Here is a 26,058-nt window from a genome sequence, read left to right on the forward strand (position 1 = left end):
AGCAACGAACTAACTTATATCTCATGTTGATCTCTATAGCTTACAAAAGGATGCCTATCAATAGAAAGAAACTGGGTTTATTTAGACTGAAAGAAGGGAGAATTATGATTGTAAATAATCTGAATCAGACGATTAGAATTAAAACTAATTCCAAAACAGAGTTTAAACGGATGCTAGATGTGATTCGTCCTTCCGCACAAACTAGAAAAAGTTTAGAATACAGGAAGAGTGTGAAACAAGCACAATCCAAATTAAATAAAGCATCATTTTAAAAGGAGCAAACTTATGAACAAAAAACAGATTATTTCGCTAACGACCTTTGCAATTGCTTTGGTTACTTTAGCCATTTCACTGTATGATTTTTTGCATGAACTAACGAATTTTGAGGATTAATTTTTGTATAACAAAAGAGCCGCAACCGACCTTCGTCAGTTACGACTCTTTTTAGTTTACGTTTAAATTAGCACATGTCCATGCCCATCTTTTTGTAGGATTCCAAACTCTTGATTTTTAAGTCTTCTGGACGACAGTGTCGTTCTTCAGCCAGGGCATCCATCAAGGTCTTCATGTCCATCAACTTGTACTTCTTGTATGGATCATCCTTAGTGTAAACCTGCAGTTGCGCCATCATTCCACCATCTTCGTGTTCGATGATGTGGCAGTGGTACATGAAGATTCCCGGGTGGTTAAACTTCATCTTAACCCGAACCGTTTCGCCGGCGTTAACCCCGATGGTATCTTTGTAACCACGTTCGTTTGGATATGGAGCTTCACCGTTTCGAGAAACCACCATGAATTGGCCACCGTGAGAGTGGTATGGGTGAATCATTCCCCCACAACAATCGTTGGTGTTTGTGATGTCCCAGTATTCGGACTTGCCGAGTTCTTGCCGGTCATCAATCCGCATCATACCGAATTTCTTTCCGTTGAATTCGACTTCTTCGTCAGTTCCAGACATCACAACTTGGTGAACTAATGAGTCCTTGTCAGGATCAGGGTAGTCCATGTCAGCGAGGTGGTCAGGAATTTCCGTGTTGTCCTTAGCGAATTCGTGAATCTTGAACTTCAAGATTGGCGTATCGTCGGAGTACAGGGTCACTTCGTCGCCTGGTTTGTACTTACCAAAGTCTAAGACCACTTCCGTCCGTTCGGCACAGGTCATCATTAACTTGGTTAGGTAAACGGGTTCTGGCAGTAAACCACCATCGGAAGCGATTTGGGTCATCACCATGTCATCGCTCAGGTGTAAACGCCATTCCCGCCGGTTTGAACCGTCTAAGAACCGTAACCGCAATTTTTGCGTGGTAACGTCAAAGTAAGGATTTACCGTTCCGTTGATTAAGGCCGTTGGTCCTTCAGTTCCATCTGGATCGTAGTCATCGTCGTAGTTCCATTGGTTGTGTTCGTCGAAACGACGGTCTTGTAAGATCACCGGAATGTCATCGACACCGTAGTTACGTGGCAATGGCAGTGTGGCTTCGTGCTGGTCTTTTACGACCACGGCACAAGCCAAACCGTGCCAAACATCCCAACCAGTTAATGGACATGGGTGCGCATGCAACCACGTGGTAGCAGCTGGTTGGTGCACTGGGAATTCGATTTCCTTGGCTTCACCAGGGTAAACCGGGGCATGACAACCACCGTCAATGTAAGGACCGGGAACGTCTAAACCGTGCCAGTGGTAGGTAGTTAATTCGGGAAGACTATTTTTTAAGGTAACGTGGTAGTTCTTACCATCTTCATAAATAATCGTTTTCCCCAATAAACTTTGGTTGTAACCCCAAGTCTTGGTCTTTTCACCAGGTAAAATCTGGGTTTCTCCCGTTTGTGCTTCGACAGTGTACCAAACGTCGTTGCCATCCACCTTGTCTGGTTTTAAGACTTCTGGGATGTTCAGTTTGCTTTCAGGAGCATCGTGTTTTTCCAACGGAACGTAGCCGCCATCATGATAATCATAAGCGGATTCGTTGAAAAAGTAGTCAGTATAAACGTGATGTTGTTCTTGTTCTGCCATTGTTTTCCACCCTTTCTTTTGGTTCATCTTTAGTTTACTACAATTCCAATTTGGATAAAGCTTTTTTTGCAAATCTTAGGAAAAAAGTAAGGTAGTCTTATTTGCTTTGAATCTGCTTCGTGAGGACCTTGATGAGGTTCTTTTCCTTCGGCGTGAGTACGTGACTTTTGCGGTAGGCCACGGAAACGTAAAACGGAGGTAGTTCGTCATCTTGAATGGGTAGAGCGACCACGTTATCGGTTTCCCGGATGGCTTCGTCCGTTAGCATGGCAACCCCGACACCCCGACTGACCAGTTGCTTTAAAAGCTCGATGTCACTGGTGTTATAACTGGTGTGAACGTGGAGACTGTGGTCCCTAAGGAGTTGATTGAAAATTTGTTGGTGAATGAAACCGTCCGAAAATTCAATCACGTCCTGCTGGTCTAAGTCTCGGACCCGAATCTGTTTCTGCTTGGCTAACGGCGAGTTCGGGGGCACAATCAGCTTAAATTCACTGCGAGCAACCACCTGAGCGTCAATCGTGGCACTGTCTAAGGGTGCCGCTGATCCCAAGAGAGCGACGTCAACACTGCCTTGCTTCAGTCGGTCTAGCAACGAGGCGGACCCACCTTCGATGTTATCCAAACTATCGAGGATACCGTCCTTTCGCAGGGTGATGGCTAGTTCAGGAAAGTAGTAGTTGGCAATAATCGGGGGCATCCCAAAGTTAATGTGCCCGCGCCCGTTGTTGTTTAAGTCATGGTTAATTGCTTCAACCTGTTCCGCAATTTTTTGGGTGTGTTCATATAAAGTTTGGCCCGCTTGATTGATCTTTACGTGATGGTGGGCCTGATTCCGATTAATCAGTTCCACGTTAAATTCGGTTTCCAGCCGGTGAATGGCAATTGAAACGGTGGGTTGACTAACCCCAAAGTACGTGGAAACGGCCGTGTAGCTCTTTAGTTCAACGAGTTTATTAAAGTAGAGTAAATCCTGGAGTTTGATAGGAACACCTCATATAAATTCTATTTATGGAAAATCTGAGTTTGACTATCATTTTCCGTCTCTTTTAAGATAGACGTGTTCAATGAATAATCTGAAAAGTAAATGTTACCTAATTATACTACGGAAAAAGGAGTCTTAGTTTATGACAAAGAGTCAAGAGATTGTAAATAACCCCTTCTTAAACAAGGGAACGGCCTTTACGGAAGCAGAACGAAAAGCCCTCAACCTGGAAGGAATGTTACCACCACGCGTCCAAACTCTCGATAAACAAGTAGAACGGGTATACGCTGAATACCAACAAAAGAGTAACGACTTAGAAAAGCGCGTTTACTTAATGAGCATTTTCAACGAAAACCGGGTGTTATTCTACGCCACGTTCGCTAAGCACGTGAGTGAATTCATGCCTGTTGTTTATGATCCAACCATCGCGGATTCGATTGAAAACTACAGCCGGATGTACGTGAACCCTCAAAATGCCGCTTTCTTATCTATCAATGATGACAGTCGGGAAACGATTCGGCAAAGCTTAGTGAATGCTGCTGAAGGTCGCGACATTGAATTATTAGTGGTGACCGATGGGGAAGGAATTCTCGGAATTGGTGACTGGGCAACCCAAGGAATCGACATTCCCGTTGGAAAGTTAATGGTATATACAGCTGCGGCCGGAATTGATCCAGCGAAAGTTCTGCCAGTGGTCTTAGATGCCGGAACAACTCGTGATGAATTACGGAAAGATCCGTTGTACGTGGGACTAGACCAAGAACGGGACTACTCCGACAAGTACTACAACTTTGTGGATAACTTCGTCCAAGAAGCTGAAGACTTATTCCCGAACTTGTACCTGCACTTTGAAGACTTTGGTCGTTCTAACGCTGCTAACATCTTGGACAAGTACAAGGATGAATTCTTGGTCTTTAACGATGACATCCAAGGAACGGGAATCATTGTGTTAGCTGGAGTGCTTGGAGCTTTGAACATCTCTGGTGAAAAGATGACGGACCAAACCTACTTGTGTTACGGAGCCGGGACTGCTGGTGCCGGAATTGCACAACGGGTTTGTGAAGAAATGGTTCAAGAAGGTTTGTCTGAAGATGAAGCCAAGAAGCACTTCTACATGGTGGATAAGCAAGGACTCTTGTTTGACGACATGCCTGATTTAACTCCAGCTCAAAAGGAATTTGCTCGGAGCCGGTCTGAATTTGATAACAGTGAAGATCTAACGGACTTACTTTCAATTGTAAAAGCCGTTCAACCAACCATTATGGTGGGGACTTCTACTAACCCAGGTGCTTTCACGGAAGACGTTGTGAAAGAAATGGCTGCCCACACGGATCGTCCAATTATCCTACCAATTTCGAACCCAACCAAGTTGTGTGAAGCAAAGGCCGAAGACTTGATTAAGTGGACCGACGGACGGGCTTTAGTTGCTACCGGAGTTCCAAGTGCTCCCGTTGAATACAACGGCGTTACTTACGAAATCGGTCAAGCTAACAATGCCTTGGTTTACCCTGGAATTGGTTTAGGAGCTATCGCTGCTACTGCTACCACGTTAAACGATGCCATGATCAGTGCCGCTGCGCACTCCTTAGGGGGAATCGTGGATCCTAAACAACCGGGAGCAGCCATCTTACCACCAGTGGATCAACTCACGAAGTTCTCACAAACGGTGGCCAATGCCGTCGCCCAAAGTGCTGTGGATCAAGGCGTTACCAGAGAAACAATCAGTGATGTCAAAGAAGCCGTGGAAAACGAAAAATGGTACCCGGTTTACACCGATCTCACTGACTTAGCAACTAAATAAATTTGTTTTTAACTTAGGAGGATTGAACGTCAATGACAGCGTTTTTAACATCATTGTCAAGTGTCGGTGAAATCGTCCTCGTCATTGCCTTAGGTTATTGGTTACGAAAATCAGGCCGATTAGGCGACACTTTCAAAGGCAACATTTCGTTCATTATTATGAACATTGCATTACCAGTTTCTATTTTCATGTCCGTGGTGACCAACTTAAACCGGGATAAACTGATTAGTCTGTCCAGCGGCTTGCTGTACGTCTTTATCAGTTTTGTGATTGGATATGCGGTCGCCATCGCGTTGACCTACTTGTTTAAGATTCGCAAGGGACGGCGCGGAACTTTTATCAACATGTTCGTAAACGCCAATACCATCTTCATTGGGATGCCGTTGAACATGGCCCTGTTCGGGGATAAAGGATTACCATACTTCCTGCTGTACTACCTGATGAATACAATTTCGACTTGGGCAATTGGGATCTTCTTCATTTCTGCGGATGATCCGACCAAGACCAAGTCAGATGGTGGCTCGGCTAAGTTTAATTGGAAGAAGTTACTGCCGGCACCGTTGATTGGATTCTTAGTGGCCTTAATATGGTTAGTGCTGGGGTTACCCATTACCTTCATCGTAGAACCACCAGCTTTCCCAATGCTTGGAAAGACCTTTACGATGATTGGTGGCTTAGTAACACCATTGTCACTGATTTACATTGGGATTATTCTGGCAGATGCCGGATTAAACTCAATTCACTTTGACCGAGATTCGATTTTGGCCCTCGTGGGTCGGTTCGTAATCTCACCTGCCATTATGATTGCGGTCTTGATGACTTTCAATGGGATGGGAGCTTCTGTTCCAGGACCAGAATTAAGTACCTTCGTCATCCAAGCTGCCGCACCGGGATTGGCAGTCTTACCAATCTTAGTTGGAAACGCCCATGGAGACGTCGACTACGCTACCAACGTGGTCGTTACCAGTACGGTGCTCTTCGTCGTGGTAGTGCCAATTTTGATGGAAATCATTACCTTCCTATAATCAAGAAATGTAATTACGAAAGGGGTTCTGCCAGGAGCAGACCTCTTTTTGTGTTTCCAGCCCGTTTGTGGCAGAATTAAACGAATAATGGAGAAAGGCGGATGGAAGCAAAATGACAGAACGACTAACGGCAGTTGCCGATTTTGCCCAACAGATGATGACGGGAGACCGTTCGGGGCATGGTTTTGATCACATTGAACGAGTGGTCAATCTGACCCGCCAGTTGCTGGCCGAAAATCCGGTTAACGGCGAAATTGCTCTCACAGCGGCATATTTACACGATTGTTTTGATGATAAGTTAACTGATGATCCGGCCGCCCGCCGCGCAGAGGTGGTGAACGAGCTGATGCAGGTGGGTTACCAACCAGAGGAAGTGGACCACATTTTGGCCATCATTGACCACATGTCGTTTGCTGCGAACCTGGAACAGCACCAGAAATTAAGTCCCGAAGGACAGTTGGTGCAGGATGCCGACCGGCTGGATGCCATCGGGGCGATTGGCATTGCTCGGGCCTTTTCGTACGGAGCAGTGCACGGGTATGCGATGTACGATCCCAAGGTGCAACCCCGCGAAAACCTGACGAAGGGAAACTACCGGCAGCCCGAAACGACGATTAATCATTTTTACGAGAAATTGTTTAAATTGCCGGACCAAATGAACACGGCGACCGCTCGGCGGATTGGAAACGAACGGAAGCGCTATATGCAATCCTTTGTGACGGAATTTAAGCGGGAGTGGGAATTGTAAAAGGAGCAACCCATGGATGAACGATTGCAACTGGTAAAGGAATACGTGCAAGCGCAACTGGCGTCTGACCACACGGGGCACGATTTTGCCCACATTCAGCGGGTGGTTAAACTGACGCAAACGCTGTTACTGACGGAATCAGCGGATGCAACGTTGGCGCTGACAATTGCCTATCTACATGATGTTCCGGACGAAAAACTGACGACTAATCCAAAACAGAAACGACAAGAAATTGCCACGAAACTGGCAGAGTGGGGTTATTCAACGGCAGCCATTCGGTTAATCATGGACGACATTGCCCATTTATCGTTTTCCACTAACTTGCAACATCACTATGAGCTGGATCCGGCCGGGCAACTGGCGCAGGATGCGGATCGTTTAGACGCCATCGGTCCGGTGGCGATTGCCCGCACGTTTGCGTATGGGGCGGTCCACGGGATTTCATTGTATGAAGCGCATGCAGATGCTTCAGAGTTGACCAGTAAAAGTGCATATCGGCATCCTACCGACACCTTTCATCACTACCAAGCGCGGACCCAGCGGGTGATGCAGCAGTTAAACACCATGACGGCGCAGCAGCTGGCGCAACGACGGTTAGCGGCGACCCAACGATTTTTAGATCAATTCCTGGCTGAATGGCAGGGAGAAAAATAAGTCATGATGAAACTCTCATCTGCGTTAGCAGGTGGGAGCTTTTTTGTGATTGATTCTGAATCCTACGGGAATAATTGCTTCAATTAATCCCCGATTTAATTAAAAGTGACAAAGTGTTACAATGGACTTGAGCCTAGTAAATTCAGCGTTCCGTTGGATTTAGAATGTGGTAAGATTAGATGGGTAAAAAAGATTGCTAGTTAGATGAACTAGCCAATAGAAGGAGGCAAGTCAAATGAAAAAAGTATTAGTGATTGGAGCTGGGTTTGCCGGACTCCGGGCTTGTAAACGATTAGCAAAAAGCAAGCAAGACTTAGAAATCACCTTGGTCGACCGGACTCCTTACCATTACGATTCCACACAACTCTATCGCGTGGCAGCGGGTAGCATTGCTCCCGAGAAAATTATGTTCCGGATTGAAGACATCATTAGTCCCAAGATCAAGTTCATTCAGGATGAAGTTCAAGTGATTAATGGGGACCACAACACGGTGACGTTGACTAACCACGGAGACATTAGTTACGACTACCTGTTTAACGCGCTGGGCTTTGAACCAGAAACGTTCAACACGCCGGGAGCAGATACAGATGGGCTCCAAATCAGTAACATTGAAAATTCCAGCAGGGATGCCAAAGCGCTGCAGGATTCCTTAGCGAAATACGCACAAACTAAAGATCCGAAGTACCTGAGCATTTTGACCGTCGGTGGTGGTTTTACCAGCATCGAACTGTTGGGTGAATTAGTACATATGGTGCCAACCTGGGCCAAAAAATACGGCTTTCAGCCGAATGATTTAAAGATTACCTGTGTGGCTCCCGCCTTTTTAGGGATGTTTAACGAGAAGCAATCTACATATGCAAAGCGGTATTTGGAAAAGAAGGGCGTTAACTTCATTCTAGGCTCGAACGTCAATAAGGTAACGGATGATGGAGTTTACTACGGTCAGGATAACCAATTCCTGCCAGCTGCCAACATTTTCTGGACCGCTGGAGTGAAGGGGAGCGACGTTATTGCCGCTTCTGGATACGACCAACATCGTAACCGGGTCGTCGTCAATGACGACATGAGCTTACAAGCTTACCCGAACCAGTACCTCATTGGAGACGTTTCAGCCGTGAAGGATCCTACTTCAGGACAGATGTATCCCACGACGGCGCAAATTTCGATTTATGAAGCTAGTAACGCGGTCGCTAACTTAGAAAATAAGTTAGCCGGTAAGTCCGTGGCACCGTTTAACTACCATTCATTAGGAACGGTCTGCTCGCTCGGACCACACAACGCGGTTGCTGACGTTTCGATGTTAGGCCTGAACGTTAAAATTAACGGCTTCATTGCCGCTGTCATTAAAAACATCATTTTCAAACGCAGTAGTTACGAACTATCTGGGTTGAAAATGATGCTACAAAGTTAATTGAGGAGAGATGAAAGATGTTCAACATTGGCATGAGCGTGGTTTCATTGGCGCGGTTCCAGTTCGCCATGACCACGATTTTTCACTTTTTCTTCGTACCGATGTCCATTGGACTAGGATTGTTAGTTGCAATCATGGAGACGATGTACGTCATTAAGAAGAAGCCGATTTACCTCACCATGACCAAGTTCTGGGGCAAGATTTTCTTGCTGAGCTTTGCCGTGGGAGTCGTAACTGGGATTATTCAAGAATTCCAGTTTGGGATGAACTGGTCCAACTACTCCCGGTTTATGGGAGATATCTTCGGGGCGCCGTTAGCCATCGAAGCGTTGCTGGCCTTTTTCCTGGAATCAACCTTCCTAGGGATTTGGATGTTTACCTGGGATAAAATGAAACCAATTTGGCACTCGTTAATGATTTGGTTGGTGGTAATTGGTTCAACCTTATCCGCCCTTTGGATTTTAGCGGCCAACAGTTTTATGCAGAACCCAGTGGGGTACAAGATTGACCCCAAAACTGGTCACGCAGTGATGACAGATTTCTTTGCCATCATTAAGAACCAACAACTCTGGTACGAATTCCCCCACGTTATCTTTGGGGCCTTCGTAACGGGCAGTTTCATTGTCGCTGGGGCATCTGCTTGGATGCTTTTTCGCAAGAAATCACCAGCTTTCTTCCGGAAATCAATGCGCCTTGGTCTGATTGTCGGGCTGTTTGGTCTACTCGGCGGCTTTGTGTCCGGAGACGGTCAGATGCTGTACTTAACTAAGGATCAACCCATGAAGTTTGCGGCTGCTGAAGGGGAGTACAAAAACGTGAAAAGTCCAGCGGCTTGGAGCGTGGTGCAAATTTCAAATACTAAGGAAAAAACGGCTTCCTATCGGATTGAAATTCCGTATATGTTGGACTTGTTAACCTACCATAAACCAAGTGGCAACATCACCGGGATGGACCAGGTGAACAAAGACCTGCACAAGAAATACGATAAGAAGTTCGGGAAAAACATGAACTACTACCCACCAGTTAACACGTTGTTCTACTCCTTCCGAATCATGGTGGCCGGAGCGGGAGCGCTCGGAATGCTCTCCCTGTTAGGACTGTGGTTCTCACGAAAACGGAAAAATACGATCGTCAAACAGAAGTGGTTACTGCTGTTATTGACCCTTGCCACCTTTGGACCATTCTTGATTAACAGCTGTGGTTGGATTGTGACCGAATTAGGGCGGAACCCTTGGGTTGTGTACGGATTACTCCCAATCGCGGACGCCGTTTCACCAAGTACGAGTGCCGCAGCGGTCTTGTTTACGATTATTGTGTACTTCTTTCTCTTCTCGTTCTTGGGCGCATTCATGTTTGTCTACGCCAAAAAGAACTTGGAAAAGGGACCAGAAGCCATCGACGATACAATTGAATACGATACAGAAGATCCGTTCTCAAAGGAGGCCTTTAGCAAATGAGTTTTTTACAATTACTATGGTACTTTGTAGTAGGGCTGTTATTTGCCGCTTTCTTAGTGCTGGACGGAGCCGACTTAGGAATCGGAATGGCAACGCGCTTTTTAGCGTTTAACTATGACGAACGGCAACAGTTACTACGGACAATTGGACCCCACTGGGACGGAAATGAAGTGTTCCTGATTGCTGCTGGGGGATCAATGTTTGCCTCGATGCCAATGTGGTATGCGAGCCTCTTCTCTGGTTTCTACCTGCTCCTCTTCTTGGTGTTAATTGCTCTGATTTTTCGGGGAGTTTCGTTTGAATTTGCCGAAAACGCCGAAACCAAAAAAGGTCGGAACGCTTGGATGTGGACAAACTTCTGGGGAAGTCTATGTACAGCCTTCCTGTTTGGAATGCTCTTTACGGCCATGATTCAACCAGTGCCGATTGATGCCCAGGGTAACATCTTTGCAAGCTTTCTTGACGTGGTCAATCCATTGTCACTGCTCGGTGGGGTGGCCTTAACGGCGTTGTGCCTCTACCAAGGACTGCACTACGCTACGTTACGGACTTCCGGCTTAATGCGGGACCACGCCGCCACTTTGTGTGGAAACATGTACTGGGCTGCTTACCCTGTGGAAGTGCTCTTTGCAATTGCGCTCTACTTTCAAACGGATTTCTTTGTGACTCATCCAATTGCTACGCTATTCTTCTTAGTGGTAATTGTGGCTACAACCGTGTGGGGGCACCTTGCCACGATTCGGGATCGAGAATGGTCGGCTTACATTGCCAGCACGGTCACTCTGGCAGCCCTCGTGGCCTTAATCTTTGTGGGCTTGTTCCCAAACGTTTTGATTGCCAGAAACTCGGCCCACACGATTAGCATTGTGTCTGCCTCGGCTACTAGTTACACGCTCGGAGTGATGACGGTGGTCTTGTGCATCCTCTTGCCAATCGTAATTGCCTACTTTACGTGGAGTTACATCTCCCAGTGGCACCGGGTCTCATTACAAGAAGTTCAAGAAGACCAAGACGGTTATTAAACCGCAGTAAGGATTGATAAAATGTTTGATCAACAGTTACTATCAATTCCGGGAATTAAAAAATTGATTGGCAAACTTAGTGGGCTTGCCGTGCTGCAGGCGCTAACCATCGTGTTAGAGGCTGTCTTCTTAGCGCGATCGCTCGTAGTAGTTTGGCAGCGAGAAAAGATAGCGGCGCTAGTGGTGCCGGTGCTATCTTTTTTTGTTTTTTTCGCCCTTCGGTATTTAATTACCCGAATTGAGAGTCAAATTACGGATAACTTTGCTGACCACGCGGTTGATCAGTTAAAGGCCCAGCTCTTACAACAGGAGTTTCGCTTGGGACCATGGATGGTGGCGGACGTTGGTTCGGGACACGTGGTCACGCTGGCCTTAGAAGGGCTGGACCAGGTCCAAAATTACCTGGATTTAATCGTGCTGAAAACGATTAACATGGCGATTATTCCTTGGATCATCGTGGCTTACATCTTCTTTGTGGACTGGCTGTCGGCCGTGATTCTGCTGCTGATGTTTCCCGTGATTATCCTGTTCATGGTTATCCTGGGACTGTCAGCCAAATCCAAGTCAGACCAGCAGTATGCCGAATTTAAACAGATGGCGAACGTCTTTGTCGATAGTATTCGGGGACTCAAGACGCTGAAGCTGTTTGGTTTGAGTAAAAAATATGGTGACAACATCTACCGGGTGAGTGAAAACTACCGGAAAAGTACGATGAGTGTGCTGAAGGTGGCGTTATTGTCAACGTTCGCACTCGATTTCTTCACCACGATTTCAATTGCCATCGTGGCGGTTTTACTGGGGCAGGCCTTAATCGTCGGCTCGATTGCCTTGCTACCAGCCTTAATCATCCTGATTCTGTGTCCAGACTACTTTTTCCCGGTGCGTGACTATGGAGATGACTACCACGCCACCTTGGACGGAAAGAACGCGCTGACGGAGATTAACCGGATCCTCGCGATTCCTGCCCCGCATAGCGAAGTCCCACTGGTGGATTTTCAAAACTGGACGAGTGAGAGTCAGTTAGACGTGCGCGCCTTGAACTTTACCTATCCCCAAGCAGACCAACCAGCGTTATCTGACCTGAACTTTACGTTACACGGCGATTTGAACGTTGGCATTATCGGAAAGTCGGGAGCCGGGAAGTCAACGCTTCTCAACGTGCTGGGTGGTTGGTTACAACCGGATGCCTCTGAAAAAGACCAGCCGTTGGTTGTCGATGGTCAGGCCGTGGATAGTCTGGCGCAAACTGCCTGGCAAAAGCACATCAGTTACATTCCCCAGCACCCGTACATTTTTGCCGGCACGATTGCCCAAAACGTGGCCTTTTATAAGCCGAATGCTGATCAGGTCGCCATTCATCAGGCAGTCCACCAAGCCGGGCTCGACACGTTCATTGCCGAGTTACCACAGGGATTAGAAACGGTGATCGGTGAAGGAGGCCGGGGAATCAGTGGAGGACAAGCCCAACGAATTGCTCTGGCCCGGGCGTTGTTAGACACGGACCGGACAATTCTATTGTTTGACGAACCAACCGCCCACCTGGATTTGGAAACGGAATACGAATTGAAACAAACGATGACCAAGGTCTTTCACAATCATTTGGTCCTCTTTTCGACTCACCGGTTGCACTGGGTGAGCGCGATGGACTACGTGTTAGTGATGGACCAGGGTCGGATTGTGGAACAAGGAACGCCGGCGGAATTAAAGCAACAGAATGGTGTTTATCAAGAACTAGTGAACGAGATTCGAGGTGAAAACAATGCAGAATAAGTGGCAACAAGACCAGTGGGTCCGTCCCAACTTAAAGCGGTATCGGAAGTTGCTCTGCCTGGTTTTCTTCCTGGGAGTCATCACGATTTTATGTGGGGTTGGGCTGATGTTTGTGGCCGGTTACTTAATCAGCCGAACGGCAACTCATCCCTATAACATCCTGGTCGTGTACGTGCCGGTGCTGTTAACCCGCGCGTTTGGGATTGGGCGGCCGGTGTTTAAATACCTGGAACGAATCAACAGTCACAACTGGGTCTTAAAGATTACGTCTAGCCTGCGAAAACGCCTGTACGTGACCCTGGAAAGTTCTGCTTTGTTTTTAAGCGAACAATTTCAATCGGGGAAACTACTGGGCTTTTTAGCCGATGACATTGATCACCTGGAAAACTTCTACCTGCGGACGATTTTTCCCATCGTAGTGGCTTATCTAACTGGAATTGTGCTGTTAATTGGAATGGGAATCGTGAGCTGGCCGTACGCACTGGTGATGTTTGTTTTATTTGCTATTATCCTGGTGGTGATTCCCATCCTATCTCAATCGATTCAGGGAGCCACCCGGGTTCGGCAACGCGAACTGGTACAGGATTCCTACCAACGACTGACGGATGCCACCTTTGGGATTGCCGACTGGATGATTTCGGGCCGGGAAGCGGAATTCGTGCAAACCGTGCGGAAGCAGGATGAACCTGCTGGCCAGTTGAACCGTAAGGCCAACCTGTTTGAATGGAACCGGGATTTCGTGGTGAAGTTGTTATTTGGACTGATGATCATGGTGACCATTGGTTGGGCAGCGTTAGCGCTAACGGGGCACCAAGAAAGTGCCAATTACGCGGCCGCCTTTACTCTGGGGATTTTCCCACTGATGGATTCCTTTGGCGCGGTTCCACAGGCGGCCGAGGAAGGACCGATGTATCAGGAATCACTGAACCGGTTAAATGATCTCTCCCGCCAGGTGAAACCCCAACCAGTAAAGCCAGAACGTTTACCAGCGCCTAATTCATTACAAAAAATTCACTTTGAGAACGTTAGTTTTCACTATCCCAAGACGGACACGGACATCATTCAACAAGTGTCGTTTACCGTTCCGGCGGGCGAGTCGCTTGCCATCATTGGCCCGAGTGGGGTAGGGAAAACGACCCTTTTGGAACTACTAACTGGAAGTTTGGTTCCCACCCAAGGACAGGTCTGGTTTGACCAGCTACCGGCGCATGACCTCCAGACCGTGGCCAATCAGTGGTTTAGTGTGTTAGACCAGCAACCGTTCTTATTTAACACTACCATTATGAACAACGTCCGAATCGGAAATGAGCAAGCCACGGATGACGATGTCAAAAAAGCCATCCAGGAAGTGGGTCTCGCTGACTTAGTCAGGGAGCTTCCGAATGGCTTGGAAACGGATGTAAGTGAAAATGGAGTGCGGTTATCTGGGGGACAACGGCAACGTTTGGCGTTAGCCCGAATTTTATTGCAGGATAACCCAGTGGTGGTTTTAGATGAACCGACCGTGGGGCTTGATCCGATTACCGAACAGCAGTTAATCACGACGATTAACCGCGTCTTGGCTGGGAAAACCATGATTTGGGTGACCCACCATTTGCAGGGCTTGAACCACGTTAATCAAATTATCTTTTTGGAAAACGGGCACCTGAAGATGCAGGGAACGCCAGCAGAGTTATATCGGACTAACGAACGGTACCGTAACTTGTACCGAATGGACTTAGGGGAGTAACTAGAGTGTGGCAAACACGCGGTGGAGTAACTTACGCAGTAACTTAGTGCTCGAATTTTGGGGTAACTGGTCTAACAGTTGTAAGGAGTTATGCACGTAGCCTTCTCCAATGGTTTGCGCGGCTGCTAGTCCACCACTTTCCGTTACTAACTGAACAATTAGATTAAGATCACCGAGTTCGAGGTGGTCTTTTTTTAATAGGGCGGCTAATTCGGGACCACGGTCGCTAGCTAGCGTCTTAATAATCGGGAGGGTGTAGGTCCCCTCCTGCACGTCATTCAGGCGGGGTAACCCGGTTTTGGGATCCACCCGAAAATCAGTCAAGTCGTTCAAAATTTGAAAGGCAAAGCCGATTTGATTGCCCAATTCCTCGGCCGTTTGACAGGTCGCTTGATCAGCTCCAGCTAACCGGGCGCCCTGACCAAAGCTAATCCGAAACAGCTCGTTCGTTTTCCCCTGGACGGCACACAGGTAGTCGTCTTCCGTCCGGTGCAAGTTAAAGTTTAATTCCGTTTGTTGAATTTCGCCGGCTAGCACGGCCTTCATGGCGGTAACACAGTATTCCAAGTTGGCAAAATCAGTTGAATAGCTCAAGAGCAGTTCAAAGTACTTGGTAAAGAGGTAATCACCCAGATAAATGGCCGTTTGTTCCCCAAACTGGGAGTTCAGGGTCGGTTGTCCCCGGCGGATGGTGGCGTCGTCAATGACGTCATCGTGCACGAGGGAGGCCAAGTGAATGACTTCGACTGCGGCCGCTGCGTTGATTACCCGGTCACGGTTGGGAGTTTCTGGTCCCCAGGTGCTGGCCAGCAGGACAAAGGTAGCCCGTAACATTTTCCCACTGCCGGTAATTAATTTTTGTAGAGCGGCTTTTTGGGTGGGATTTTCGACGTTTAACTGGAGTAACCGTTGTTCCACAGCGTGTAAATCGGTTTGAAGTTGCGAGGGCAAAACGTGAGTTAGTTTATCCATTGGTTTGTGTTTTCCTTCTAACTATAGTGTGCAAACGAGTGAAAATAAATCATTCGGTAAGATCGGCGAAGTGACCGTGGACGAGATCCGCAATTTGTTCCGCGTTGACGAGGACGGACCGGCCAATTTGACCTGAGGAGACCACGATGTCACCTTGCTTCCGGGCGCTCTCGTCAAAGTAGATGGGATAACCCTTCTTTTCGTAAATCCCAATTGGCGTATTGGCACCGTGTTCGTAGGTAGTGGTCTGTTCGAGCTCTTTGAGGGGAATCATCCCCACTTTTTTATTGCCAGAAGCCTGCGCCATTTTTTTATAGCTTAACCGGGAATCCAGGGGCACTACGCCGACGACGGGTCCCGTTTTTTTACCGGTTAACGCGAGGGTTTTGTAGATTTGGTGGTCGGGATAATCAGATGCGTTGGTATCCAATTGGGCGACGTCTCCATCTTTGTAGGTGGGAAAGATAATTTGTTGGTAAGGAATCTTGTGTTGACTTAAAATTTGTTCCACTAGGGTCTTGTGAATTTTATTTTTCTTGTGCGCCATTGTAGTTCACCTCCATTTTATTTTAGCATAACTTACCAGCCGGAAATTTTTAATGACAATCTCTACTTTATAATGTACAATGGTTCTGAATTCCAATTTAATTTACAAAGGAGAGATTGCGGATGGCAGAAGAACAAAAGAAACACCATTTAGTTGAATATGCGAACGGCAAGTCACTAGATGAGATCAACGGTTCCATCGAAGTTCCTAAGAACATTGGCTTTTGGAAAACCTTGTTCATGTACTCAGGACCAGGAGCACTGGTGGCAGTGGGGTATATGGATCCCGGAAACTGGGCGACGTCCATCACTGGGGGACAAAACTTCCAATTCATGCTGATGTCCATCATCTTGATTTCAAGTTTGATTGCGATGTTATTACAATACATGGCAGCTAAACTTGGGATCGTGACCCAAATGGATTTAGCCCAAGCAATTCGAGCCCGGACTAGTAAGGGGCTCGGAATTGTACTTTGGATTATGACCGAGTTAGCGATTATGGCAACTGATATCGCGGAAGTTATCGGAGGTGCGATTGCCCTCTACTTACTGTTCGGGATTCCGATTGTCTGGGCGGTAATGATTACCGTACTGGACGTATTGGTCCTGTTGCTATTAACTTCAATTGGATTTAGAAAGATTGAAGCCCTAGTGGTGGCTTTGATTTTAGTTATTTTCTTAGTCTTTGCTTACGAAGTGGCCTTGTCTAAACCAGACTGGTTAGGCGTTTTGAAAGGGTTAGTTCCTAGTTTAGACACGATTAAAGAAAAACCAGTGGTCCACGGTATGTCACCATTGACGGGAACATTGGGGATTATCGGGGCAACGGTGATGCCTCATAACCTGTACTTGCACTCTGCGATTGCCCAAACGCGGAAAATCGATCACAGTGACGAAGACGATGTTGCTCGTGGCGTGAAATTCTCTGCCTTTGATTCCAACATCCAGTTATCAATGGCCTTCTTCGTGAACGCCCTCCTCTTAATCATGGGAGTGGCCGTCTTTAAATCTGGAGTTGTAGAAGATACTTCCTTCTTCGGATTGTACGATGCTTTGAAGAACCCGGCCTTTATGACTAACGGGTTACTGGCTGGAGTGGCTAAGACGGGGATTCTTTCGACGTTGTTTGCGGTAGCCCTATTAGCTTCCGGGCAAAACTCCACGATTACGGGAACCTTGACCGGGCAAGTAATCATGGAAGGATTTGTTCACATGCGGATGCCACTGTGGGCGCGACGGTTAGTAACTCGATTGCTTTCCATCATCCCAGTATTACTCTGCGTCTTGATGTCAGCCGGAAAATCAGAACTGGCACAACACGCTGACATCAACAACCTGATGGAAAATTCCCAGGTCTTTCTGGCGATTGCCTTACCATTCTCGATGTTACCGGTCCTGATGTTTACGAACAGTCCAGTGGAAATGCACGGGAAACGGTTCGTGAACTCCTGGTGGATTAAAATTTGTGGTTGGGTTTCTGTAATTACCTTAGTGTTCTTGAACATCTACAACATGCCGAGTGCGGTGCAAGGATTCTTCGGAGATAACCCATCTGCCAGTCAAGTTTCGTTAGCTAACGGAATTGCCTGGACGGTTAACATCTTCATCTTGGCCTTACTGGCTTGGGTACTGTACGATATCATTCGTTCGGACAAAAAGCTGGAAGCCAAACATGAAGCTCAAGCTGACGCTGAGTAAAACAAATTAAAGGAACGTCTCACTCCAATCTAGGAGTGGGGCGTTTTTTAATGCCGGATTCCAGTTATTAGCTTAATTCTGCTATACTCTAATTATTCAATGAAAATGAGGTAGGTTGTTTGTGGCTGATTTAGTGTATCAAAAAGTAATGAAAAAACTGAAAGAACAAATTCGGAGCGGCCAGTTTACGAATAATCGTTTGCCCGACGAGCGAACCCTCAGCGAAACGTATCAGGTTAGTCGGAGTTCGATTAAACGAGCTCTTAGTATTTTGGCCCAACAGGGGGTCATCTTTAAAAAGCGGGGGTCGGGGACCTTTGTAAACCCGTTGTACTTAAAGAACAAATCGATCTTTCGCTATGAGGGTTCCAACCTGGGGATTACCAACAACCTGAAAACGGAGGGGTATGAACCGAGCATTCGGGTGTTGGATTTTCAGGTGATTCCCGCGCCCACTGAGGTAAAGGAAAGTTTGTTTTTACAGGACGAAGAGTTTGTCTACGAGATTAAACGGCTCCGCTTACTAAATGACCAGGCGATTATCATCGAAACTAGTTACATTCCAATTAAGATTGCGCCGGCGTTGACCAGAGAAATCGTGGCCGGGTCTTTGTTTGCTTACTTTGCCAAGGAATTGCATCATACCGGAACTAAGGCGGTGATGTCGTTAAAGGTCGAGCCGAGCAATGCTAACGATCAGGAACTGTTGCATTTGACCGTGACCGAACCGGTTGGTATCATGGAAGGTATTTTTTTCCTGGATAACGGGACGCCGTTTGAACTGTCGAAGATGCGGGTTCACTACTCCTACTTCAGCTATAACACCTTTGTGGACCTACCCAACTAGGGGGAAATAATTTGGTTAAATTTCCATAAATTGATACGTACCAATTGCTGAATTGTTTGACTTTTCAATAAAAGTTGTTAAGATAGATGTTGTAGTTGAGTGCGTATGAGAGCGCATTCAGACTGTTTCTTCAGCCGTTAGGTTGATAATATTAAAAAGGAGTGTTATTGCATGTCAGTAGATTATGATTCAAAAGAATACCTTGACAGAATGAAGCAATACTGGAACACTGCCAACTACTTATCAGTTGGTCAATTGTTCTTACGTGCCAATCCTTTACTTAAGGAACCCTTAACCGCAGATGACGTTAAGGTTAAACCAATTGGACATTGGGGTACGATTTCATCTCAAAACTTTATTTACACCCATTTAAACCGTGTAATTAACAAATACGACCTCAACATGTTCTACATTGAAGGTTCTGGTCACGGTGGCCAAGTAATGGTTTCTAACTCATACATTGATGGAAGCTATTCTGACATTTACCCAGAAATCACCCAAGACGAAAAGGGTATGGCTAAGTTGTTCAAACAATTCTCCTTCCCAGGTGGAATTGCTTCTCACGCTGCCCCAGAAACCCCAGGTTCAATCCACGAAGGTGGAGAATTAGGTTACTCACTTTCTCACGGGGTTGGTGCTATCTTGGATAACCCAGATGTAATCGCTGCCGTTGAAATCGGTGATGGTGAATCTGAAACTGGTCCTTTAGCTGGTTCGTGGTTCTCAAGCAGCTTCATTAACCCAGTTACTGACGGTGCTGCACTTCCAATTATTAACTTGAACGGTTTCAAGATTGCTAACCCAACAATCTTCAACCGGACTTCTGACGAAGACTTACAAAAATACTTTGAAGGTTTAGGTTGGAAGCCATACTTCGTTGAAACGAACGAACCTCACGGAACTGACGTTGACGAAGCTAACGAAAAATTAGCTAAAGCAATGGATGCTGCCATCGAAGACATTCAAGCCATTCAAAAGAACGCTCGTGAAAACGAAACTGCTGAAACAGCAACTCGTCCACAATGGCCAATGATCATCTTCCGTTCCCCTAAGGGTTGGACTGGTCCAAAGGAAAATCCAGAAGGCTTACCAATCGAAGGTTCTTTCCGTGCTCACCAAGTTCCATTGTCATTAAGTTCTGACAACATGGAAACTGCTGACGAATTTGTTAAATGGATGGAAAGCTACAAACCAGAAGAATCATTTAACGAAGACGGTTCTATCAAGGAAGAATTGGTAGAATTAGCACCTAAGGGCGACAAGCGGATGTCAGTTAACCCAATTACTAACGGTGGAATTGACCCGCAACCATTAGACTTGCCTGATTACAAAAACTACGCTGTTGACGTTCAAACTCCAGGTGCTACTGAAGCAATGGACATGGTCGTTTGGTCTGACTGGGTTCGTGACACAATGAAGAAGAACCCGAACAACTTCCGGGCCTTTGGACCTGATGAAGCTTGGTCAAACCGGCTTTGGGGTGTCTTTGAAACCACTAACCGTCAATGGGAACGTCAAATCGACGAACCATACGACGAACACATGGCTCACTACGGTCGGATTATTGATTCGCAATTATCCGAACACGATGACGAAGGTTGGTTAGAAGGTTACGTCTTAACTGGTCGTCACGGTTTCTTTGCAACTTACGAAGCCTTTGGTCGAGTAGTGGACTCCATGCTGACCCAACACTTCAAGTGGTTACGGAAAGCTTCAGAAATGAAGTGGAGAAAACAATACCCATCATTGAACTTCATTGATTCGTCAACTGTTTTCCAACAAGACCACAATGGTTACACTCACCAAGACCCAGGTATGATTACTCACTTGGCTGAAAAGAAACCAGCTTTCATCCGGGAATACTTCCCAGCTGATGCTAACACGTTATTAGCTACTGCTGACGTTGCTTTCTCAGATTACGAAAAGATTAACTTGATCACCACTTCAAAACACCCACGTCCACAATGGTTTAACATTGACGAAGCTACTGATTTAGTTCACAACGGACTTGGTAAGGTAGAATGGGCTTCAACTGACAACGGTGAAAAGCCTGACATCGTCATTGCTTCTGCCGGAGTTGAACCAACGCTGGAAGCATTAGCTGCCATTTCAATCTTGCACAAGAGCTTCCCAGACTTGAAGATTCGGTTTATCAACGTGGTTGACTTATTGAAGTTACGGAGTCCTAAGTTTGACCCTCGTGGCTTGAGTGATGCTGAATTTAACAGCTACTTCACCACTGATACTCCAGTTCTGTTTGCCTTCCACGGTTTCGAAGACATCATCAGAACCATCTTCTTTGACCGTGCTAACCACAATGTTGATGTTCACGGTTACCGTGAAAACGGTGATATCACTACTCCATTCGACATGCGGGTCTTGAACCAATTAGACCGGTTCGACCTTGCTAAGGATGTTGTTGAAAACGTGCCTGGTTTAGCTGAAAAGCACCCAGAATTCATCCAAAAGATGAACGCTATGGTAGACAAGCACAACCGTTACATCCGCGAAGTTGGTACTGATTTACCAGAAGTAACAAACTGGAAATGGGAACCATTAAACAAGTAATGATTGCCTAAGTTTGTAGGGGAGAACAAAAAACTCTCTTTTATAACAAATATAGTTTTTAATGAAAAATGCCGATACTTTAATTAGTATCGGCATTTTTTGTAGATAAAGTTATAGCTGGAGAAAGCAATCAGGTAACCTTAAATTCTAGTGATTTTTTCGATTTCCTTTTTGCTGACTGCTTGGACCTTTTTTGACCATTTTCCTTTGATGGCAGTATCAATTTTCGAGCTTAAACTATCTAATTTGCTTGTAACCCTTGCTTCCTCATGTTTAACTTCATTAATCTTTCTTTTATAGCGATGGCTAGCTGTACTTACTGCTCCACTACCAATGTACTGAACTAGCTGTCGTTCTAATTTTTTCTCTGCATCCTTAATCATTTTAGCATCTAGAATTGGATCATCTAACATTGTCATCATTGGCTCATTTCATTATTTAATCTATTGGTCTTCTAATTCATCTAATTGTTTGTTCAATTCTTTTTGTTGTAATTGAAACTCATCGTCTAATTTAATTTCAGCTTGATTCCGCTGGCGCATAATCGTGTCACCAAATTCAGCAAACAAATAACCAGCCTTATTTTTAATTTCATCCGGTAATTGCAACGAAACTAACAGATGATAAACACTATCGTGTTGTCTATTTAGATATTGGGTTCCTTGTTGATACGCACTAAAAATTTCATCCTGTTTTTGATGATATTCTTGCTTTAAATCATCCAATTTAGTTTCGCATTGTTCTTTTGCTTTGTAATTTTTTCTAGAATCTGAACTCATAAATGAAATTCCTTTGCTAACTGATTGTCACTAGCGATCACTTCATTAATTCCCTGTTGAACTTTACTTGCCCACTCGGTGAATTTATTTCGCAAAGTTCGGGCTTTGGTAATTCTTCGATTAGCATCCTGTTCATACTTTCCTACGATACTATGATAATTAGCGCCATTATCATTTAAACAACTCATTACTTCATCTGAAGATAAATTAGGAGCAGCCATCATACTTTGTTCTTTAAATTTTTGCCAATATGATTTTTGCGCGCTAACGGCATTGTGCAGTTTATTAATAATCGCATCAAGACTTTCCGTGGCACCATCTCTAATTGCAGTAGTTAAAGCCATTGCTGCCGCTGCATCTAACATAATCTTATCCGCATCAGTTAACGCTCCACTGCTTTGCAAATCATGGTATTCATCTTGAAGCAAACGTAATTTTAAATCAAATTTTTGAAATGGACTAGCAACGACTTGTCCGGTTCTATGCTCAAAATGGTAACTATCAAGGAAATGTCCATTAATAATACCCATTAAACCCATAAAACTTTTCCCATCTTTTGACTAAAACTCGCTTACTGAGAAATATTTACCTAAATGAGTAGAATCTTGCCAGTTACTAATCACATCAGAACTATGATAATAATCTTTAAACATATCAGGATGCTTTTTGATATAATCCAAGTCTTTACTTGACAGGTTACTTGTTGGATCAGCACTAGAAAAAGCCGTCATGGGGAAGTGATGTTTAGCAGCCAAATAAAAGATTAATGCTCCTCCTAAAGAATGCCCGGTTCCATGCTTAATATCGTTTGCTGAAAAGCCTTTCTGCTTTAACTTACTAACGGTATTATTATAAAAACGGTTTGCTACAGAAAACTGTGATTTCCCAGACTTAGTGGCACCTGCTCCATAGTTTCGAACCGGATGTTTTAGTTGTCTCTTCATTGAATTCACGACCATAAATTCAAGAATTCCCTTTTTTGACGTAAACATTGATGTTTTCCATATAAAAGTGTCAATGGCATTCTGAGCTTCAGGAATCTGAGTTGCATCGGTAAAATCATCTTTAACATCCATCGCATTTGTCCCGGCAATTGCAATCTGAATGTTATGATAATCGGGTTTCCCATTCACATAGGGAGCCACTGCCATCCCTTGAAATCCAGTTTTTTTATCATCTAAAGCATTAATAACTTTATATTGCTGTTTAGTTTTATCTATAAAAACACGACCCGAACGTATAGATTTTTTTCCAAATTTAGATGCATCAACTCTATAGGACCAGTTGCTTAGTTCATTATTTTGTTGATCAGTTAACGGTACGTTCATCGTTTATCCTCTTCATAGTTATACTTGATTTTTATCTGATTAAAGTCACTTTTGCCTTTTTTAACATTCAATTTTCCCAGTTCACTGGCATAAGGTTTCTTGTCGTTAGCAATATCCATCTGATACATAGAAATATCATTTGATACATATCCATTAATATAGTAAACCCATTCAATGTACCCCATAGGGGAGACTGAATATTTATCAAATTCAACCGACTTTATACCGGCATAGTTATTTGCCAGATCTTCCACAATTTCTGTTTCATACTTTTTTAAAGCTTTTCGCTTTTCCTCATTTTCAATGGCCACTTTTCTTTGATGTTCTTGCACTTGATGAACTCCTCCAACTCCTAAAATTATGAGTAAAACTACTATTATCAAAATATATATAGTTGAAAATTTACTTTTTTCCTTTTTCATATTGGACCTTCTTTTAAATAAATTATGTGAAAAATAAGCAGTCAACTGCTTAATCATATTGTAACATTTTTAATATAAAAATGAATTCTCAATTATAACTTTCGAATGCCAAATTTAGTGGATGATGAACAATAAATGAAAGTTTCCAAACCAAAAAAGATTTGAGCTGTTGAAATTTAGATTACATTGGTTGAAATTTCATTAACATTCGTCCCGGCAATCGCAATTTGAATGTTATGATAATCACGGTGCCCATTTACATAGGGAGCCATTGCCATTCCTTGAAATCCAGTTTTTTATCATCTAAAGTATTAGTAACTTTATATTTTTGGTTACTTTTGTCTGTTAAAACCATACCCGCACGTATAGCTTCTTTTCCAGTTTTAGCTACATCAACATCATAAGACCTATCACTTAAATATCTATTCTGTTGATCCGTTAATGGCATGCTCATCGTTGATCCTCTTCGTAGTTATACTTGATTTTGATCTGCTTAAAATCACTTTTGCCTTTTTTGACGTTCAAATCACCTAGTCGACAAGCATATGGTTTTTTATCATCGTCATACATTAGGTATGACGAAGGTTGCTTAGGATTATATCCATTAACATAGTAAAACCATTGCACTCCTCCCATGGGTGAAACCATATATTTATCAAATTCAACCGATTTTATGCCGGCATAGTTATTTGCTAAATCTTCTACAATCTCTGTTTCATACTTCTTCAAAGCTTTTCGCTTTTGCTCATTTTCAATGGCCACTTTTCTTTGATGTTCTTGAACTTTCTTAACCCCTCCGATGCCTAAAATGGTCAATAATCCTACTGTAATTAAAAGGCAGATAATGGAAAATTTTTTGCTCTTCTTTTTTTTCATACTGAACCTTCTTCTGATTAGTTTATATAATAAAACAAACTACAATTTAAACTGATTATTAAAGTTCGATCATAATTAGTTTATTATAAAACAGTTATCTATATTTTATTTTGTATATTTTTTAGTTTTAGATGAATAAAAATAACAAGCTAGCTGAGCTATGACCCATAAATTAAAGCTATGCTCATCGCTGCTCCTCTTCATAGTTATATTTGATTTTTATCTGCTTAAAGTCACTTTTTCCTTTTTTAACGTTCAATTTTCCTAGTTCACTGGCATATGGTTTCTTGTCATTAACAACATCCATTTGATACGTAGAAGCATCATTTGGTTTATATCCATTAATATAGTAATTCCATTCAATAGATCCCATGGGTAAAATTTCATACTTATCAAATTCAACCGACTTTATACCGGCATATTTATTTGCTAAATCTTCTACAATCTCTGTTTCATATTTCTTCAAAGCTTTTCGCTTTTGCTCATTTTCAATGGCCACTTTTCTTTGATGTTCTTGAACTTGATGAACTCCTCCAACCCCTAAAATGGTCAATAATCCTACTGCAATTAAAAGGCAGATAATGGAAAATTTTTTGCTCTTCTTTTTTTTCATACCGAACCTTCTTCTGATTAGCTTATATAATAAAACAAACGATAATTTAAATTGATTGTTAAAATTTTATCATAATTAATTTATTATAAAATAGTTATCTATATTTTGTTTTGTATATTTTTTAGTTTTAGATGAATAAACATAACAAGATAGCTGAGCTATAACCCATAAATTAAAGCTATGCTCATCGCTGCTCCTCTTCATAGTTATATTTAATTTTTATCTGCTTAAAGTCACTTTTTCCTTTTTTGACATTTAACTTTCCAATTATGCTTGAATATGGTTTCTTGTCGTCAACATCCATTTGATACAAAGAAACATCATTAGTTTTATATCCATTGATATAGTAAATCCATTCGACGGTTCCCATAGGGGAAACTGAATATTTATCAAATTCAACCGACTTTATACCGGCATAGTTATTCGCCAAATCTTCCACAATTTCTGTTTCGTACTTCTTCAAAGCTTTCCGTTTTTCCGCTTTTTCAATGGCAACTTTATGCTGATGTTTTTGTACTTGCTTAACTCCACCAGCTCCTAAAATTATGAGTAGAAATACTATTATTAAAATATAGATGGTTGAAAATTTACTTTTTTGTTTTTTCATACGGGACCTTCTTTTAATCAAATTATAATTATAATAAAAACTAAATACATTTTAATATAGTTCAAAAGGAAATCAAAATTTTAATTAATACTGCTACGGTTAGCAAAAATAGTTTCGTCTCAATAGTGAAAGCAGAATTTTAAGGTTAACTAAATGGTAAAGCAGGTGAAGTTGTCATTACGAATG

The 26,058-nt window shown here is 43.9% G+C and carries 25 protein-coding genes; 12 read left to right on the top strand and 13 right to left on the bottom strand.

All coding sequences use genetic code 11. The features are described from left to right. Window positions 1-460 precede the first annotated feature (460 nt). The gene (locus tag M3M37_RS06870; RefSeq protein ID WP_252795064.1) at window positions 461-2,014 is read right to left on the bottom strand and encodes a multicopper oxidase family protein; all 1,554 of its coding nucleotides are present in this window, start codon (window positions 2,012-2,014) and stop codon (window positions 461-463) included. Window positions 2,015-2,111: 97 nt separating this feature from the next. Next, window positions 2,112-2,999 (bottom strand): LysR family transcriptional regulator, encoded by an 888-nt coding sequence (locus M3M37_RS06875; protein WP_252795935.1) that lies wholly within the window; start codon window positions 2,997-2,999, stop codon window positions 2,112-2,114. Between the two features lie 142 nt (window positions 3,000-3,141). Between M3M37_RS06875 and M3M37_RS06880 the strand changes: the two genes are divergently transcribed. The 9 genes from M3M37_RS06880 to cydC all read left to right on the top strand — a co-directional run bounded on the left by M3M37_RS06880 (window position 3,142) and on the right by cydC (window position 14,616). Next, on the top strand, window positions 3,142-4,800 hold the full coding sequence (locus M3M37_RS06880) for a malolactic enzyme (protein ID WP_252795065.1): 1,659 nt from the start codon (window positions 3,142-3,144) through the stop codon (window positions 4,798-4,800). Window positions 4,801-4,832: 32 nt separating this feature from the next. Beyond that, window positions 4,833-5,825: an AEC family transporter gene (locus M3M37_RS06885; RefSeq protein WP_252795066.1), complete on the top strand. Its 993-nt coding sequence runs from the start codon at window positions 4,833-4,835 to the stop codon at window positions 5,823-5,825. 112 nt (window positions 5,826-5,937) lie between these two features. Further along, a complete protein-coding gene (locus tag M3M37_RS06890) occupies window positions 5,938-6,573 on the top strand; it encodes an HD domain-containing protein (RefSeq protein ID WP_252795067.1) in 636 nt (211 codons plus the stop codon). Between the two features lie 12 nt (window positions 6,574-6,585). Beyond that, on the top strand, window positions 6,586-7,227 hold the full coding sequence (locus M3M37_RS06895) for an HD domain-containing protein (RefSeq protein WP_252795068.1): 642 nt from the start codon (window positions 6,586-6,588) through the stop codon (window positions 7,225-7,227). A 235-nt stretch (window positions 7,228-7,462) separates the two neighbouring features. Beyond that, the gene (locus tag M3M37_RS06900; protein ID WP_252795069.1) at window positions 7,463-8,638 is read left to right on the top strand and encodes an NAD(P)/FAD-dependent oxidoreductase; all 1,176 of its coding nucleotides are present in this window, start codon (window positions 7,463-7,465) and stop codon (window positions 8,636-8,638) included. A gap of 17 nt (window positions 8,639-8,655) precedes the next feature. After that, on the top strand, window positions 8,656-10,095 hold the full coding sequence (locus tag M3M37_RS06905; protein WP_252795070.1) for a cytochrome ubiquinol oxidase subunit I: 1,440 nt from the start codon (window positions 8,656-8,658) through the stop codon (window positions 10,093-10,095). After that, window positions 10,092-11,117 (top strand): cytochrome d ubiquinol oxidase subunit II, encoded by a 1,026-nt coding sequence (cydB, locus tag M3M37_RS06910; RefSeq protein WP_252795071.1) that lies wholly within the window; start codon window positions 10,092-10,094, stop codon window positions 11,115-11,117. Before M3M37_RS06905 ends, cydB begins: the two co-directional genes overlap by 4 nt. 21 nt (window positions 11,118-11,138) lie before the next feature. Beyond that, the gene (gene cydD, locus M3M37_RS06915) at window positions 11,139-12,887 is read left to right on the top strand and encodes a thiol reductant ABC exporter subunit CydD (protein WP_252795072.1); all 1,749 of its coding nucleotides are present in this window, start codon (window positions 11,139-11,141) and stop codon (window positions 12,885-12,887) included. Continuing rightward, window positions 12,877-14,616, top strand: coding sequence for a thiol reductant ABC exporter subunit CydC (gene cydC / locus M3M37_RS06920; protein WP_252795073.1), 1,740 nt, complete (start codon window positions 12,877-12,879; stop codon window positions 14,614-14,616). Before cydD ends, cydC begins: the two co-directional genes overlap by 11 nt. Here cydC and M3M37_RS06925 read toward each other — a convergent pair whose 3' ends face one another. Further along, on the bottom strand, window positions 14,617-15,588 hold the full coding sequence (locus M3M37_RS06925; RefSeq protein ID WP_252795074.1) for a polyprenyl synthetase family protein: 972 nt from the start codon (window positions 15,586-15,588) through the stop codon (window positions 14,617-14,619). Window positions 15,589-15,637: 49 nt separating this feature from the next. After that, window positions 15,638-16,135 carry an aminoacyl-tRNA deacylase gene (locus M3M37_RS06930; RefSeq protein ID WP_252795075.1) on the bottom strand — a complete coding sequence of 166 codons (498 nt, stop codon included), beginning with the start codon at window positions 16,133-16,135 and terminating at the stop codon, window positions 15,638-15,640. A gap of 122 nt (window positions 16,136-16,257) precedes the next feature. On the opposite strand from M3M37_RS06930, the gene M3M37_RS06935 reads away from it, so the two are divergent. The 3 genes from M3M37_RS06935 (at window position 16,258) to M3M37_RS06945 (ending at window position 21,247) form a co-directional block, all read left to right on the top strand. Beyond that, window positions 16,258-17,832 (top strand): Nramp family divalent metal transporter, encoded by a 1,575-nt coding sequence (locus M3M37_RS06935; RefSeq protein WP_252795076.1) that lies wholly within the window; start codon window positions 16,258-16,260, stop codon window positions 17,830-17,832. Between the two features lie 121 nt (window positions 17,833-17,953). Continuing rightward, window positions 17,954-18,679: a GntR family transcriptional regulator gene (locus M3M37_RS06940; protein ID WP_252795077.1), complete on the top strand. Its 726-nt coding sequence runs from the start codon at window positions 17,954-17,956 to the stop codon at window positions 18,677-18,679. Window positions 18,680-18,850: 171 nt separating this feature from the next. After that, complete coding sequence (locus M3M37_RS06945) at window positions 18,851-21,247, top strand: phosphoketolase family protein (RefSeq protein ID WP_252795078.1); 2,397 nt, start codon at window positions 18,851-18,853, stop codon at window positions 21,245-21,247. 140 nt (window positions 21,248-21,387) lie between these two features. Here M3M37_RS06945 and M3M37_RS06950 read toward each other — a convergent pair whose 3' ends face one another. From M3M37_RS06950 to M3M37_RS06990, 9 genes are all read right to left on the bottom strand, one after another. Then, window positions 21,388-21,666 carry a hypothetical protein gene (locus M3M37_RS06950; RefSeq protein ID WP_252795079.1) on the bottom strand — a complete coding sequence of 93 codons (279 nt, stop codon included), beginning with the start codon at window positions 21,664-21,666 and terminating at the stop codon, window positions 21,388-21,390. A gap of 24 nt (window positions 21,667-21,690) precedes the next feature. Further along, a complete protein-coding gene (locus M3M37_RS06955) occupies window positions 21,691-22,026 on the bottom strand; it encodes a hypothetical protein (protein ID WP_252795080.1) in 336 nt (111 codons plus the stop codon). Then, the gene (locus tag M3M37_RS06960; RefSeq protein WP_252795081.1) at window positions 22,023-22,565 is read right to left on the bottom strand and encodes a hypothetical protein; all 543 of its coding nucleotides are present in this window, start codon (window positions 22,563-22,565) and stop codon (window positions 22,023-22,025) included. The genes M3M37_RS06955 and M3M37_RS06960 overlap by 4 nt, the downstream gene beginning before the upstream one ends. 21 nt (window positions 22,566-22,586) lie before the next feature. Then, window positions 22,587-23,354: a hypothetical protein gene (locus tag M3M37_RS06965; RefSeq protein WP_252795082.1), complete on the bottom strand. Its 768-nt coding sequence runs from the start codon at window positions 23,352-23,354 to the stop codon at window positions 22,587-22,589. Continuing rightward, a complete protein-coding gene (locus M3M37_RS06970; protein WP_252795083.1) occupies window positions 23,351-23,776 on the bottom strand; it encodes a hypothetical protein in 426 nt (141 codons plus the stop codon). Before M3M37_RS06970 ends, M3M37_RS06965 begins: the two co-directional genes overlap by 4 nt. A gap of 256 nt (window positions 23,777-24,032) precedes the next feature. Continuing rightward, on the bottom strand, window positions 24,033-24,230 hold the full coding sequence (locus M3M37_RS06975) for a hypothetical protein (RefSeq protein ID WP_252795084.1): 198 nt from the start codon (window positions 24,228-24,230) through the stop codon (window positions 24,033-24,035). After that, window positions 24,227-24,652 carry a hypothetical protein gene (locus M3M37_RS06980; protein WP_252795085.1) on the bottom strand — a complete coding sequence of 142 codons (426 nt, stop codon included), beginning with the start codon at window positions 24,650-24,652 and terminating at the stop codon, window positions 24,227-24,229. Before M3M37_RS06980 ends, M3M37_RS06975 begins: the two co-directional genes overlap by 4 nt. Window positions 24,653-24,836: 184 nt before the next feature. Beyond that, window positions 24,837-25,265, bottom strand: a complete 429-nt coding sequence (locus M3M37_RS06985; protein ID WP_252795086.1) for a hypothetical protein — start codon at window positions 25,263-25,265, stop codon at window positions 24,837-24,839. Window positions 25,266-25,449: 184 nt separating this feature from the next. Further along, window positions 25,450-25,872, bottom strand: a complete 423-nt coding sequence (locus M3M37_RS06990) for a hypothetical protein (RefSeq protein WP_252795087.1) — start codon at window positions 25,870-25,872, stop codon at window positions 25,450-25,452. Between the last annotated feature and the right edge of the window lie 186 nt (window positions 25,873-26,058).

The organism is Fructilactobacillus carniphilus (assembly GCF_024029675.1).
Lineage (GTDB): Bacteria > Bacillota > Bacilli > Lactobacillales > Lactobacillaceae > Fructilactobacillus > Fructilactobacillus carniphilus.